The 14474-nt window shown below is 71.5% G+C and carries 8 protein-coding genes and 1 tRNA gene; 2 read left to right on the top strand and 7 right to left on the bottom strand.

Features of this window, described 5'->3' with window-relative positions; genetic code table 11:
- The first annotated feature begins 252 nt into the window (after nt 1-252).
- Together H180DRAFT_RS21220 and H180DRAFT_RS21215 are read left to right on the top strand one after the other, a co-directional pair.
- The gene (locus tag H180DRAFT_RS21220) at nt 253-930 is read left to right on the top strand and encodes an SGNH/GDSL hydrolase family protein (protein ID WP_055487689.1); all 678 of its coding nucleotides are present in this window, start codon (nt 253-255) and stop codon (nt 928-930) included.
- Between the two features lie 149 nt (nt 931-1079).
- Nucleotides 1080-1766 (top strand): TetR/AcrR family transcriptional regulator, encoded by a 687-nt coding sequence (locus H180DRAFT_RS21215; RefSeq protein ID WP_055487688.1) that lies wholly within the window; start codon nt 1080-1082, stop codon nt 1764-1766.
- A gap of 140 nt (nt 1767-1906) precedes the next feature.
- Here the strand turns inward: H180DRAFT_RS21215 and H180DRAFT_RS21210 are convergent, their stop codons facing one another.
- The 7 genes from H180DRAFT_RS21210 to H180DRAFT_RS21180 all read right to left on the bottom strand — a co-directional run bounded on the left by H180DRAFT_RS21210 (nt 1907) and on the right by H180DRAFT_RS21180 (nt 14429).
- Nucleotides 1907-2416: a tetratricopeptide repeat protein gene (locus H180DRAFT_RS21210; protein WP_175437806.1), complete on the bottom strand. Its 510-nt coding sequence runs from the start codon at nt 2414-2416 to the stop codon at nt 1907-1909.
- Nucleotides 2417-2812: 396 nt separating this feature from the next.
- Nucleotides 2813-2886: transfer RNA gene (locus H180DRAFT_RS21205), tRNA-Thr, on the bottom strand.
- Between the two features lie 214 nt (nt 2887-3100).
- Nucleotides 3101-4705 (bottom strand): alpha/beta hydrolase, encoded by a 1605-nt coding sequence (locus H180DRAFT_RS21200; RefSeq protein WP_055487687.1) that lies wholly within the window; start codon nt 4703-4705, stop codon nt 3101-3103.
- Nucleotides 4706-5046: 341 nt separating this feature from the next.
- Nucleotides 5047-6258 carry a DNA polymerase III subunit delta' gene (locus H180DRAFT_RS21195; RefSeq protein ID WP_055487686.1) on the bottom strand — a complete coding sequence of 404 codons (1212 nt, stop codon included), beginning with the start codon at nt 6256-6258 and terminating at the stop codon, nt 5047-5049.
- A gap of 261 nt (nt 6259-6519) precedes the next feature.
- Entirely contained in the window at nt 6520-9483 is a 2964-nt protein-coding gene (gene tmk, locus H180DRAFT_RS21190) for a dTMP kinase (protein ID WP_055487685.1), read from the bottom strand.
- 79 nt (nt 9484-9562) lie between these two features.
- Nucleotides 9563-12457 (bottom strand): type I DNA topoisomerase, encoded by a 2895-nt coding sequence (gene topA / locus H180DRAFT_RS21185; RefSeq protein ID WP_055487684.1) that lies wholly within the window; start codon nt 12455-12457, stop codon nt 9563-9565.
- 409 nt (nt 12458-12866) lie between these two features.
- Nucleotides 12867-14429, bottom strand: a complete 1563-nt coding sequence (locus H180DRAFT_RS21180; protein WP_055487683.1) for a DUF7059 domain-containing protein — start codon at nt 14427-14429, stop codon at nt 12867-12869.
- Nucleotides 14430-14474 lie beyond the last annotated feature (45 nt).

Here is a 14474-nt window from a genome sequence, read left to right as displayed (position 1 = left end):
CCTGCTGCTCCCTGCTGCTCACTCCGGTGCGGACGGCGTGAACGTTGCGAGCACGACCGCCTCATCCGGACTGCGCGCCCGCTGACCAGGCCCCGGCCCCTGGGATCCGTCCGCAGGCTCGTGCCGCTGCATCGCGGCCCCGGACCGGAACCGTGCGCAGGGCCGCCGGAACCCGTACCGGGGTGGGTCGGCAGCGCGGGGGCGGCTCCCGAGGGCCTTGGCAGCACATACGGTCGTACGTATTATTTCTTTATGCATGTAACTCAGCGCACAGAAGAGTCCGACCCGTTCTGCCTGCAGGCCCTGGATGCGGCTGCGCTCCTGTACGACGTACCCTGGCGCAGGCTGGGCGTGATCGGCGACAGCCTCTCGGCCGGCACGGGCGACGCCAGCCCCGGCTACGCCGACTCGGGCTGGCCCGACAGACTCGCCAGGATCCTGCGCCAGGTGCAGCCGGACCTGGCGTACCTGAACACGGCCGAAATCGGCGCCACCACGGAACAGACGCTCAACCAGCAGGTGGACCGGATGCTGGAGTTCGGCCCGGACCTGCTGCATCTGCCGTGCGGCGCGAACGATCTCGTACGGCGCCGGCCGGACTTCGCCGGGATCGAGCGGAATCTGCGCCGCCTGTACGAGCTGGCGTCCAGGACCGGAGCACAACTGACCACCTTCACCCTTGGCCGCGCCTACGTCGTGCCGGCGTTTCCGGACTGGACACAGCGGGTCTCGAGAGTCAACGACATCACCCGCACACTGGCCGCCGAGTATCAGGCCATCGTCGTCGACATGTGGGACCACCCCGTCAACGACCGGGACGACTTGCTGAGCGAGGACCGCATCCACTTCTCCACCTCCGGGCAGGCGGTCATGGCAACCGAGGTGGTCAAGGGCCTGGCTCAAAAGCTCACCCGCCGGGAAGGCGCCTGAAGCCGGGGCCCCGCGCCGTCATCGGCGAGGACACGCCGCCGCCCTCACGGCAGCAGCGGGCACGCTCAAGCGGAATCCGTTCCGTCAGGCCTCGGACGTCAACGGCAGGCATGGGCACATCAACGGGCGATCAAGGTACGATCGTTCGTATGGGTAGTACCACGGAACCGGCAGCGGCTCGGGCCGCCGATGACTCCGAGTCGCCCATGCTTCCGCTGCCGGACAGGACGAAGCCGGGCGTCACCGACAAACGCCTGCTGCGCGGTGCCCGCACTCGCGGAACCGTGTTGAAGCGAGCCATCGACATCGCCTCGCTGGAGGGCCTCGACAACGTCACTTTCGGTCGGCTCGCAACGGACACCGGCCTCAGCAAGGCAGGCATCCAGACGCTCTTCAAGAGCAAGGAAGCCCTCCAGCTCGCGGCCGTCGAACTGGCCCGCGAGATGTTCATCGACGCGGTGATCCGCCCCGCGGCATCCGCCCCCGAGGGCCTGGCGCGACTGCGCGCGCTACTCGACCACTGGGCGGACTACGCCACCACACCGCTGTTCGCCGGCGGCTGCTTCCGGGTGGCCAACCTGGCCGACTTCGACAGCCGGACCGGTCCGGTGCGCGACGCCCTCCTCCGTGACCAGCGTGAGTGGCGCCGGACCCTGGAGGCCGAGATCCGCAACGCCGTAGCCGCGGGCGAGATCGCAGAAGTCGACGTCGACCTGACCGTCTTCCAGCTCGATGCTCTGCTGTGTGCCGCCAACATCGGCGTACAGGCCGGGGAATCCGACGCGGTGAGCAAGGTCCGCCGCATCATCGACGGGCTCCTCGCGCCACCGCGCTGAACCCACTCCGGTATCGCCGTCCGGCCCCAAAACATACGATCGGCCGGAAATTGTAGTTCCGGGGAGAGCATGCCCTGGGTCACGCCCTCGACAATCGAGAGGTGACCCCATAAAGCTGACGCGGCTCCAACCGTGAACCTTCAGCCCCTGAAGGGCTGTTGAGCCGCGGCTTCGACGTACGCGGCGACTGACCGCCGATAGCGCGGCAGATGCCGGGATAGCGCCCTCAGCGCGACCACCGCGGCATCCCGCTCCCGGCCGACATCGATGAGCGCAAGGGAGAGAAACGCTTCCACGGCGTCATCGAGACAGTCGGAGCCGTTCTCCCTTTCCTCAGCCAGCAGTTCGACGCTGGCCTCCGGATCACCGAGGGCGCGCAGAGTGCTGGCCAACTGGATGACGGCCTGGCGACGACGCTCACCCTCCAGTCCCCCCGCAAGGGCCTTCCGGTACAGCGGGACGGCATGCTCGCCCAGGTCCGTGGCGTCACAGGCGGAGGCCCGCTCGAAGCAGGCAGCCGGATGCCCCTCAGGGAGCTCGTCGGACAACTCCTGCATCTTCGACCGGAATTCGGCCGGCTCGAACTCGTCGAACCTGTCCCAAAGCGCAGCGCATCGCTGCTCCCATTCCCCAGTGGTATTCGTGATCATTGCAGCAGTCTTGCAGAATCCGGCATCCCGCCGGGCCCGATGAGCGCGACACTGAGGCTCCCTCCGGGCCGGGCCACTGCCCACCGGGATCGATCCCCGGCCGTCTGCGGGTGGTTGTGAACGCTGCCGGGGAAAGCGAGCTTCCCTGCCCCCTCATGCCCGCAACAAGATGCCGACAACAGCCAAGGAGCGGAAGGTACTTCGAGTTGTCGGGAAAAGGGACCGGCCGAGGGCAGCACCGGTTCGGACGGCCGGAGAGCGGGAGAACCGGAGGGATGTGTCCGTGTTCTGCGGATCACGTCGAGGGTCGGCAGCACAGCGAACCAACGGCGACAGAAATGTGCACCCGAAATCAAAAAGGCCCCTCCCGTCTCCGGAAGGGGCCTTCGACCTGCGAGCCGCCTGGGGGAGTCGAACCCCCGACCTACGCATTACGAGTGCGTCGCTCTGGCCAACTGAGCTAAGGCGGCAGATGCCCGCGCCTGTCCTGCCGGCGCAGCGCGGACAAGTCTACACAGTCTGCGGCGGTGCTCCGTACGGGGTAAACGGCCGGGCCCGCGGCCTCCGAACCGGCCCCGGAGGAGCGGAGCCCCGGCGCCGGGAGGGGCCACGCGCCCCGGAGGAGTCCCCGCGGCGGGAGGGGTCCCGCGCCGGCACGGTGAGTTCCGGCTTGCAGGTCGGGGTCTACTTACACGTCTTGTCCTCCTTCGGCGCCTCGCCCTTGAGCAGGTACCGGTCGACCGTGTCGTTGATGCACGCCCCGCCGCGCAGGTATGCGGTGTGGCCGTCGCCCTCGTACGTCAGCAGCCGGGCGGAGTCGAGCTGCCCGGCGAGGGCCTGGGCCCAGGCGTAGGGGGTGGCCGGGTCGCGGGTGGTGCCGATGACCAGGATCGGGTCGGCGCCCCTGGCGTCGATGTTGTGGGGCCGGCCGGTCGGTTTCTCGGACCAGTAGCCGCAGTTGAGGGCCGCCCATGCGAAGCCGCGGCCGAAGACGGGCGAGGTCTTCTCGAAGGAGGGCAGCGCCTTCTTCACCTCGGCAGGGGAGGAGAAGGCGGGCGGGAGGTCGAGGCAGTTCACGGCCGCGTTGGCGAACATGATGTTGCCGTAGCGGCCATCGGGGCCGCGCTCGTAGTAGTCGTCGGCGAGGGCGAGCAGGTCGGCGCCGTCGCCGTCCTCCATCGCCGTCGTCAGGGCGGCGCGCAGCTGCGGCCAGGCGCTCTCGTCGTACATGGCGCGGATGACGCCCGTGGTGGCCAGGGACTCGGTGAGCTTGCGCTTCTCGCCGGTGGGCAGCGGCTTGGAGTCGGTCTTCTTGAAGAAGGCGCTGAGCCGGCGGCCCGCGTCCTCGGTGCTCTTCGTGCCGAGCGGGCAGTCGGACCTGCCGACGCAGTCCTTCGCGAACTCGTTGAAGGCCGTCTCGAAACCGCCCGTCTGGTCACGGTTGAGCCTGAGCATCGTCAAGGACGGGTCCATGGCGCCGTCGAGGACGAGCCGGCCGGACCGCTGCGGGTAGAGCCCGGCGTAGTAGGCGCCCAGGTAGGTGCCGTACGAGGCACCCACGTAGTTGAGCTTCTTGTCGCCCAGCAGGGCGCGCAGCACGTCCATGTCGCGCGCGGCGTCCACAGTGGAGAGGTGGCCGAGAAGTTCGCCCGAGCGCTTCTCGCAGCCGGCGGCGAACTTCTTGTACTCGCTGATGAGTTCGGCGGTCTCGGACTGGTCGTCAGGTGTCTGGTCGGTCTGCGTGAACGCGTCCATCTGCTTGTCGGTCAGGCACCGCACCGGTTCGCTGCGGGCGACGCCGCGCGGGTCGAGGCCGACGAGGTCGTAGCTCCGGCGCACCTGCGGCGGGTACCCGACGGCGGCGGCCTGCTGCACGTAGTCGACGGCGGAGCCGCCGGGGCCGCCCGGGTTGACGAGCAGGGAGCCGATCGGCTTCCCCTTGCCGGAGGCTTTCTTACGGGCGACGGCGAGTTCCACGTCCTCGTCGGGGTCCGGGTTCCGGTAGTCCAGCGGAGCCTTCATCCTGGCGCACTGGAAGGCGTCGTCTCCGCAGTCGCGCCAGGAGAGCTTCTGTTCGTAGTAGCGCTTCAGGTTGCCGGGGACCGCTGCGGGCAGCGGCTTGAGGGAGGGGGCGTCGGTGCGTCCGGCAGCGCGGTCGCTGCTGGCTGAGGAGGGGGCGCCCTCTGGTTCACCCGATCCGCCGGACCCGGACGAGCAGCCGGACATCGTCAGCAGTACGGAGGTCGCGAGCAGGGCGAGAGCGGTGCTGGGCAGACGCCTGGTGTGCATGGACCATCCCCTGGGTTGGGTTCGCGTCGGCCCGGTCGGCCGGCGGGCGCGGCGGTTGAGGTGGCGGTTCAGGTGGCGGTTCAGATGGCGATTGAGGTGGAGCGTATCCACACCGAATACCACAGACGTTCCCTCGCCAAGTGCCGCTCCTCATACGGGTGAGGGCGCACGGCAGTCGGCCCACGGCCGGGACCGTCGGGCCGGACGGGCCGGAGACCCGTACGGACGCCGGAGACGGTACGGACGCCGGACGCCGGAGACCCGTACGGACGCCGGAGACGGTACGGACGCCGGACGCCGGAGACGGTACGGACGCCGGACGCCGGAGACCGGTGCGGCCGTCAGCCCGCCCGGAGTGTCATCGCCATCGCCTCGACGGCCAGCAAGGGCGCGACGTTGCGGTCGAGCGCCTCACGGCAGTCCAGTACGGCCTCGATACGGCGCAGGGTCTGCTCGGGCCCCGAGGAGGCGGCGAGCTGCTGCACCGCTTCCGCCGCCTCCTCGTTGGCGAGTGCGACGCCCGAGCCCAACTGCCGTGCCAGTACGTCCCGGTAGAACCCCGTCAGGTCGCTCAGCGCAAGGTCCAGGGAATCGCGCTGGGTGCGGGTGGCGCGCCGCTTCTGCTTGTCCTGGAGTTCCTTCATCGCCCCGGCGGTACCGCGCGGGAGGCGGCTGCCTTCGGAGGCGCCGAGCGCGGTCCGGAGTTCCTCGGTCTCCCGTTCGTCGTGTTCCTCCGCGACTTCCTTGGCGTCCTCGGCCGCGGCGTCGATCAGTTCCTGCGCGGCGCGCAGCGCGCCACCGACGTCCGAGACCCGCTGCGGCATGGTCAGGACCGCCGCTCTGCGCCTGCGCGCACGCTCGTCGGTGGCCAGGCGCCGGGCCCGGCCGATGTGCCCCTGCGTGACGCGGGCCGCGTACGCCGCCATGTCCGGTTCGATGCCGTCGCGCCGCATCAGCAGGTCCGCGACGGCGTCCACCGGCGGCGTTCGCAGGGCGAGATGGCGGCAGCGGGAGCGGATCGTGGGCAGCACGTCCTCGGTGGAGGGCGCGCAGAGCAGCCAGACGGTGCGCGGCGCGGGTTCCTCCACGGCCTTCAGGAGCACGTTGCCCGCGCCCTCGGTGAGCCGGTCGGCGTCCTCCATGACGATCACCTGCCAGCGGCCGCCGGCGGGTGACATCTGCGCCCTGCGCACCTGTTCACGGGTCTCCTTGACGCCGATCGTCAGCAGGTCCGTCCGGATCACCTCGACGTCGGCGTGTGTGCCGACCATCGCCGTGTGGCAGCCGTCGCAGAACCCGCAGCCGGGTGCGCCGCCCAGCGCGCGGTCCGGGCTGACGCACTGGAGCGCCGCGGCGAAGGCGCGCGCCGCGGTGGAGCGCCCGGAGCCGGGCGGCCCGGTGAAGAGCCACGCGTGGGTCATGGCGGAGCCGGACAGGGCCGCGGTCCCCTTGCCCTCGGCCTCGGCGGTGACGTAGGCGTCGGCGTCCCGGGCTGCGGCGCTCAGCTGGTCCGTCACCTTCTCCTGGCCGACGACGTCGTCCCACACCGCCATCGCTGCCCGTCCCCTTCCTCACCGCTCTCACGGCCCGCCGGTACCGGCTCCCGTCGCGCGAGGCACGCACACACCGCTTGCCGGTCACGCGTCACGCGTCACGCGTCCCACGTCCCACGTCCCACGTCCGACGACCATTGTGGGCCACGGCACCGACAGCCGGCACAGGCGCTTCGGGTACGCACTTGCCCCCGGGCCCCGTCAGACCTGCGGGCGGGGCCGGCCCGCTTGCCGCTGCCCCGCCGCGCCCCGCCCGGCGGCTCACTTGCCGCGGCGCCGCCTGCTGTCCGGGTCGTCCTCGTCCTCACCCGAACCCAGCAACTCGTCCGCGAGGGACGGCACGTCGTCGAGCGGCGTCTCCTCCGCCCAGTCCGGCCGGGGACGCGAGGCGCGGCCCGTCTCCGGGTCGACCTGCGGGATCTCGCGCGTGCGCTCCCGCTGCTGCTCCTCCGGACGCACCCGCGGGAGCATCGCCGTCTCATCGTCGTGCTGCGCCTGCCCCGGGCCCCCCGACTGCCGCGCCTGCGGCATGACGTGGGTGCGCTCGGCGTCGGAATCGCCGTGCTCCTCGTCGGGCTGGGGCAGCGTGGCGGTGTCGCCGTCGGAACCGTCCGGGTTGGTGCCCCGCTCCCGGTTGCGCGCCTGCTCGGCCCGCTGAAGCGCCTCCTCGGCCAGACGCTGCTTCTCCTGGCGGCGCTCCTCGGCCTGTGCGCGCAGCCGTGCCTCCTCCTCGGCGAGACGGCGCTGTCGCGCGATCTCCTCCTCGCGGGTGCGCTCCTCGGCGTCGCGGCGCTGACGCTCCTCCTCGGCGATGCGACGCGCCTCCTCGGCCCTTCGCCGGGCCTCCTCCGCGCGACGGGCCTCCTCCTGCTGCTTCTGCAGCTCCGCGGCGCGCTTCTTGCGCTCTTCCTCCTCGGCCCGCAGCCGGGCCATCTGCTCCTGCCGCTCGCGCTCCCGGCGCTCCTCCTCCGCCTTGCGCGCGGCTTCCTCCTCGGCCTTGCGGCGTGCCTCTTCCTCCGCGGCCTTGCGGGCGTCCTCGCGTGCCTGGATCTCGGCGTCGGAGAGCGGCAGCACTTGGTCGAGGCGGTGGCGTACGGCCGTCGTGACCGCCTCCGGTTCCTGAGCGGCGTCGACGACGAGGTACCGGGCCGGGTCGGCGGCGGCCAGCGTCAGGAATCCGGCACGGACCTTGTCGTGGAACTCGGCCGGCTCCGACTCCAGCCGGTCCGGTGCCTCGGTGAAGCGTTCGCGAGCGGTCTGGGGCTGGATGTCGAGCAGCACCGTCAGATGCGGCACGAGCCCGGCCGTCGCCCAGCGCGAGATGCGGGCGATCTCCGTGGGCGACAGGTCGCGGCCTGCGCCCTGGTACGCGACGGAGGAGTCGATGTAGCGGTCGGAGATGACGATGGCACCGCGTTCGAGTGCGGGACGGATGACCGTGTCGACGTGCTCGGCGCGGTCTGCCGCGTACAGCAGGGCCTCCGCCCGGTGCGAGAGTCCGGCCGAGGAGACGTCGAGCAGTATCGAACGCAGCCTCTTGCCGACGGGCGTCGCCCCCGGCTCCTTGGTGACGACGACCTCGTGGCCCTTCGCCCTGATCCACTCGGCGAGCGTCTCGACCTGCGTGGTCTTCCCGGAACCGTCGCCGCCCTCCAGGGCGATGAAGAAACCGCTGCCGGCCGGTGCCTCCTTGGGGTGGCCGCCGCCGAGGGCGTCGAGCAGGTCCCGGCGCAGCGTGATGCCCTGGCGGTCGTCCGTACGTCCGAGTACGAGTGCGGCCACGGGCAGCAGCAGCGCACCGACCAGCATGAGCGTGAAGGCGGCTCCGCCGTGGTCGAAGACGAAGTCGCCGGTGACCACGCGGTGCGGGCCGATGAACCCCGCCGCGACGGGAGCGGCCAGGGCCCCGATCCCGATGGCGATGCGGACGACGGCCTGGAGATGTTCCGTCATACGGGCGCGGTGCGCGTACTCGGTCTCCTGGTCCAGCAGGACGTGGCCCGCCTGCGCGGCCACGCCCGACGACAGGCCCGCGACGGCCATCAGCACGAGGCCGGTCGTCGCGTCCGTCACCAGACCCGCGACGAGCAGCGCTAGCCCGGCGAGACCTATGGCGAGGGCCAGCAGCCTCCGGCGGGAGAGCTGGGGAAGCATGCGGGGTGCCAGGCGGATGCCCGCGGCCGTGCCCCCGGCGAGCGCGAAGACCTGCAGACCGAAGCTGATGGGGCCGCCGCCGAGGTCGATGGCGTGGAGCGCGGCGAGCGACACGGCGGACGCGACGGCCCAGGCCGTGGCGGAGCCCGCGAGCACCAGCAGCGGGACGGCGCCGGTGCGGCCCTTGCCGTCGCCGGGGCCCGAACCGCCGCGGGGGCGGCGCAGGCCCTCGAGCGGGGAGCGGGGGCGCGGGTTCCCGCCGTCGGGGAGCTCCAGGAAGTACACGACGGAGAGCGCGGCGGCGAAGAGCCCGGCAGCGGCGTAGGAGCCGAGGGCGGCCTGGTGGGTGTGGAACCAGCCGAAGAGCGAGCTGAGTCCGTTGCTGATCAGCGTGATGACGACGAGGCCGATGGCCGCGACGGGAAGGGCCATGAAGGTGCTGCGCAGCCACAGCCTCCGCAGCGCGTCCTGCCTGTCGGGGAGCGGCCGCACGGCGGCGCCCTCGGGCGGCGGCGCGGGGAGCAGCGCCGGGGCGGCGCTGTCCTTGGCGACCGTCCAGAAGCGCTCGGCGACGCCGAGCACGAACACGGTGATCAGGACGAGCGCGAACGCCTTCCCCGGCATCCAGTCGATCCACATGGGCGCGACGATGAGCGCCAGTGCGCGCAGCGCGTCGGCGGTGAACATGGTCCAGCGCCGGTCCAGCACCCCCTTGCCGGGGGCCAGCAGCGCCGAGAGCGGCCCGAGCAGCACGGCTCCGAAGAGCAGCGTGGCCAGCAGCCGGGCCCCGAAGACGGCCGTGATGACGAGGGCCAGGCCCCGGTAGCCGCCGCCGAAGACGGCCTCGGCGCCCTCCGCCCGTACTGCCGCCGCCTGCAGGGCGAGCAGCAGCAGCACCAGCAGGGCGAGCGCGTCGCCGATGCCGCTGGTGAGGTGGGCGCTCCACAGGCGCCGGAGAGGACCGAACCGCAGCAGCGCGCCCACGGCGCGCTCGCGGGACTCCGCGGCGAGTGCGTCGTCGGGGGCGTCTGGGGTGGGGGGTACGCCCATTGGCTGATCTGCTCGCGTCATGGCGGTCAGGGTATAGGGAGCCGTCGGAGCCGTGTGTCCCAGCCCGAACAAACGGGCGGGACCAGGGCTTTGCCCGGCCCTACTCTCCGGACGGGCCGGACCCGCCGGAGTCCGCGGCCCGCTTCGTGGCGGCCGTCTTCGTTGCCGTCTTCTTCGCCGCGGTCTTCTTCGCCGCGGTCTTCTTCGCGGTCGTCCTGGCGGAGGTGCTCTTGGCCGTCGTCGTCTTCTCCGCGGACTTCTTGGCCGTGGCCTTCTTCTTCGTCGCCTTCTTCGTCGCCTTCTTCGCAGGGCCCTTCGCGCGCTTGTCCGCGAGGAGTTCGAACCCCCGCTCCGCCGTGATGGTCTCCGGGTCGTCGTCCCGTCGCAGCGTCGCGTTCGTCTCCCCGTCCGTCACGTACGGGCCGAAACGGCCGTCCTTGACGACGACGGGACGCTCGCTGTTCGGGTCCGTGCCCAGTTCCTTGAGGGGCGGCTTGGCGGCGGCACGGCCGCGCTGCTTGGGCTGGGCGTAGATCGCCCGCGCCTCGTCGAGGGTGATCGTGAAGATCTGCTCCTCGGTCTCCAGCGAGCGCGAGTCGGTGCCGCGCTTCATGTACGGGCCGTATCTGCCGTTCTGCGCGGTGATGTCCTCGCCCGTCTCCGGGTCGGTGCCGACCACACGGGGCAGCGACAGCAGCTTGAGCGCGTCGTCCAGCGTGATCGTGTCCAGCGACATCGACTTGAACAGCGAGGCGGTACGCGGCTTGACGGCGTTCTTGCCGGTCTTCGGCGTGCCCTCGGGCAGCACCTCCGTCACGTACGGGCCGTACCGCCCGTCCCTCGCCACGAGCGGACGGCCCGTCTCCGGGTCGGTGCCCAGCTCGAAGTCGCCGCTGGGCTTGGCCAGCAGCTCCTTGGCCAGCTCGACGGTCAGCTCGTCCGGCGGCAGGTCGTCGGGGACGTCGGCGCGCTGGCCCGGCTCGTCCGGTGAGGGCGGCGGGCCCTCGACGTACGGGCCGTAGCGCCCGACGCGCAGCGTGATGCCCTCACCGACGGGGAACGAAGAGACGCCCTTGGCGTCGATCGCGCCCAGGTCGGAGACGAGCTCCTTCAGTCCGCCCAGGTGGTCGCCGTCGCCGTTGCCCGAGTCTGCGGCGGCGCCCGGGGAAGCGTCCGGGCCGGCCTCCTCGCCGAAGTAGAAGCGGCGCAGCCACGGGACGGAGGCGGCGCTGCCCGCGGCGATGCGGTCCAGGTCGTCCTCCATCTTGGCCGTGAAGTCGTAGTCGACGAGACGGCCGAAGTGCTTCTCCAGCAGCCCCACCACGGCGAAGCTCAGGAAGGAGGGCACCAGGGCCGTCCCCTTCTTGAAGACGTACCGCCGGTCGAGGATGGTGCTGATGATCGAGGCGTACGTGGAGGGCCGGCCGATCTCCCGCTCCTCCAGCTCCTTCACGAGCGTGGCCTCGGTGTAGCGCGCCGGCGGCTTCGTCGCGTGGCCGTCGACGGACAGCTCCTCCGCGGTGAGCGGGTCGCCCTCGGTGACGTGCGGCAGCCGGCGTTCGCGGTCGTCCAGCTCGGCGTTGGGGTCGTCGGAGCCCTCGACGTACGCCTTGAGGAAGCCGTGGAAGGTGATGATCTTGCCGGTCGCGGTGAACTCGGCGTCCCGCCCGTCACTGGCCCGGCCGCCGACCCGCACGGTCACCGACTGGCCCGTGGCGTCCTTCATCTGCGAAGCGACGGTGCGCTTCCAGATCAGCTCGTAGAGCCTGAACTGCTCGCCCGTGAGGCCCGTTTCGGCCGGGGTGCGGAAGCGGTCGCCGGAGGGGCGGATCGCCTCGTGCGCCTCCTGCGCGTTCTTGACCTTGCCCGTGTAGACGCGCGGCTTCTCCGGCAGGTACTCGGAGCCGTAGAGCTGGGTCACCTGGGAGCGTGCCGCGCGCACCGCGGTCTCGGAGAGCGTCGTGGAATCGGTACGCATGTAGGTGATGAAGCCGTTCTCGTACAGCTTCTGCGCCACCTGCATCGTCAGCTTCGCGCCGAAGCCGAGCTTGCGGCTGGCCTCCTGCTGAAGCGTGGTCGTACGGAAGGGCGCGTACGGCGAACGCCGGTACGGCTTGGACTCGACCGACCGCACCGAGAAACGCGTCTCCGCGAGGGCGGAGGCGAGCGCACGGGCGTTCTCCTCGTCCAGGTGCAGCACCTGGTCCGGGTTCTTCAGTTCGCCGTCGGCGCCGAAGTCACGGCCCTGAGCCACCCGGCGTCCGTCGACGGAGTTGAGTCTCGCGCCGAACGTGCCCGGCTCCCCGGCACCGGGACGGGCCTCGCCCTGCCCCGTCGCGAAGGTGGCCGTCAGATCCCAGTACTCGGCGGAGCGGAACGCCATGCGCTCGCGCTCACGCTCGACGACCAGCCGGGTCGCCACCGACTGCACGCGGCCCGCCGACAGCCGCGGCATGACCTTCTTCCACAGGACGGGCGAGACTTCGTAGCCGTAGAGCCGGTCGAGGATGCGGCGCGTCTCCTGGGCGTCCACGAGCCGCTGGTTGAGATCGCGCGGGTTGCGGACCGCGTCCTGGATGGCGTCCTGGGTGATCTCGTGGAAGACCATCCGCCGCACCGGGACCTTGGGCTTGAGGACCTCGCGCAGATGCCATGCGATGGCCTCGCCCTCGCGGTCCTCATCGGTGGCGAGCAGGAGTTCGTCGGATTCGGCGAGAAGCTGCTTGAGCTTCTTGACCTGTTCCTTCTTGTCCGTGTTCACGACGTACAGCGGCTCGAAGTCGTGATTGACGTTCACACCGAGCCGCGCCCAGGACTCACCCTTGTACTTCGCGGGCACCTCCGCGGCGCCGTTGGGAAGGTCGCGGACATGCCCCACGCTGGCCTCGACCACGTAGCCAGGGCCGAGGTACCCCTTGATCGTTTTGGCCTTGGCGGGCGACTCGACGATCACGAGTCGGCGCCCGCCGTTTGCGGGCTCGCGGGTCGGGGACAACTTCTCGCTCTTCTCTCCGGTCGGCGTACGGCATCGCTGTCGCTGCGGAGTGTGACGGTACATCCCGGCTGTGTGTCAAACGGGAAAACTCCGCAACGCAACTCGAACGGTAACCCGACATCCGTGGGTCCCGCCGCCCGATACCGCCCGGTCCTCATGCCGAGGGGGCCGCCGGACCACCCGTGATGAGCGAAATCAGGCCGAAAGTACGATCACTGCCGACTGTGCGGTGTATGCCGTGCGGGGCCCGCTCAAGGCCGTCGCCGTCGTCCGTTCGGTCGCGGCCACGGGGCCGGCTCGCCCGCCGCCGTGGGGTCCCTCCCGTCCCGCCGCGGGGCCGGTCCTGACGGCTCAGCCGACCGTCCCGCCGCGGGGCAGCCGGTCCCGGTGGCTCAGCCTGCCCGGTCGCTCAGCCGGCCGGCGCGTCCGCCTCCGCCGGCAGCAGGAAGCCCTGCTCGACGAGCAGGCGGATCGCACTCGGCGTGCGGTCGCGGAGCATCACCGGGTCCTCCCCGACCAGCTGCGCGATGGCGTCCAGGATCCGCCAGGCCGGCAGCGACCCGTCGCACACCCCCGCGAAGCCCGCGCCGACGGTGTCCACCTTGGTGGCCCGCCGCATTCCGCGCTGCTGGCGCAGCACCACGTGTTCCGGGTCCTCGGCGCCGGGCATGCCGACCTGCTCCTGGACGACGCCGTCGGCCAGCCGAAAGTGGCAGTCCAGCAGTGCCGCGTCATCGGTCGCGCGCAGGAAGTCCTGACGCTCGAAATGCTGAACCACCTCGCCGCCCAGCGGCTGTTCGACGGGGTGCGGCCACTCCTCCACGACGACCGCGGGCTCCCGCGCGCCGCTCTTCCTCAGCGTGATCCAGCCGAACCCGACCGCCGTGGTGCCCCTGCGCTCGAACTCGTCCAGCCATTCGCCGTAGCGGGCCTCGTACTCGGCCGCTCCGGCGCGGTGGTCGCCGGCGTCCCGCAGCCACAGCTCCGCGTACTGCGTGACGTCCTGCACCTCTCGCTGCACGATCCACGCATCGCAGCCCGCGGGCACCCAGGAGCGCAGTCGCTCGCGCCAGTCCTGTCCCCGCGGATGCTCCCAGTTGGCGAGAAGCTGGCAGTAGCCGCCCTCCGCCATGTGGTCCGCCGCGTTCTCGACGAGGGTCCGGCACAGGTCGTCGCCCGACATGCCGCCGTCCCGGTAGGTCAGCCGGGCTCCCGGGGAGATCACGAACGGCGGGTTGGAGACGATGAGGTCGTACGGCTCGTCACCTGCGACCGGTTCGAACAGCGTCCCCTCACGCACGTCCACGCCGGATGCTCCGGAGAGCGCGAGGGTGAGCCCCGCGACGGCGACGGCACGCGGGTTGAGGTCGGTCGCGGTGACGCGTCCGGCGTGCTGCGCCGCGTGCAGGGCCTGGAGCCCGGAACCGGTCCCGATGTCGAGCGCCCTGCCCACCGGCCTGCGAACCGTGATGCCCGCCAGGGTCGTCGACGCACCACCGACTCCGAGGACGACGTCCCTGCCGTGCGTGCCCTCCGGCGTCCCGACGCCGGAGGCACCGCCCACGGCACACCCGAGGTCGGCGACGATCCACCAGTCCTGCCCCTCGGGCCCGCCGTAGGGCCGCACGTCGACCGTCGCACGCACCGCCTCGCCGTCCCCGGCGTCGGGCGCCGGCACCAGCCAGCCGTCCTCAAGGGCGTCGTCCAGCGGCAGGGCGTTCCGCGCACGCTCGCGCGGAACGCCCTGCCGGAGCAGGAACAGCCTGACGAGCGTCTCCAGAGGGCTCGTTCCTCGGGTGGCCCGCAGCGCCGGCACCGTCTCGCTCCGTGCGAGGGCGGCGTACGCGGGACCACCGAGCAGGTCCAGCAGGCCGTCGGCGGTGAAGTTCGCGGCGCGCAACGCCTCCCTCAGCCTGCCGGTGCGATCGGGGTCTGCCACGGGTAGGCGCTCGCTCGTACTCACGCACCCCATTGTGACGCGCCGGCCCGGACGGGTGCGCCGCCCCGTACGGCCGGA

Origin of the sequence: Streptomyces sp. WMMB 322 (assembly GCF_900090145.1) — a bacterium.
Classification (GTDB): domain Bacteria; phylum Actinomycetota; class Actinomycetes; order Streptomycetales; family Streptomycetaceae; genus Streptomyces.
Note: the sequence above shows the minus strand (reverse complement) of the source record. Positions and strands in the feature narration are given on the sequence as shown.

What these genes read in the sequence shown, in the direction of transcription:
- H180DRAFT_RS21180 (WP_055487683.1), bottom strand. Translation starts at nt 14,429, where the DNA reads ATGGGGTGCGTGAGTACGAGCGAGCGCCTACCCGTGGCAGACCCCGAT.
- H180DRAFT_RS21215 (WP_055487688.1), top strand. Translation starts at nt 1,080, where the DNA reads ATGGGTAGTACCACGGAACCGGCAGCGGCTCGGGCCGCCGATGACTCC.
- H180DRAFT_RS21200 (WP_055487687.1), bottom strand. Translation starts at nt 4,705, where the DNA reads ATGCACACCAGGCGTCTGCCCAGCACCGCTCTCGCCCTGCTCGCGACC.
- H180DRAFT_RS21220 (WP_055487689.1), top strand. Translation starts at nt 253, where the DNA reads ATGCATGTAACTCAGCGCACAGAAGAGTCCGACCCGTTCTGCCTGCAG.
- H180DRAFT_RS21210 (WP_175437806.1), bottom strand. Translation starts at nt 2,416, where the DNA reads ATGATCACGAATACCACTGGGGAATGGGAGCAGCGATGCGCTGCGCTT.
- tmk (WP_055487685.1), bottom strand. Translation starts at nt 9,483, where the DNA reads ATGACGCGAGCAGATCAGCCAATGGGCGTACCCCCCACCCCAGACGCC.
- H180DRAFT_RS21195 (WP_055487686.1), bottom strand. Translation starts at nt 6,258, where the DNA reads ATGGCGGTGTGGGACGACGTCGTCGGCCAGGAGAAGGTGACGGACCAG.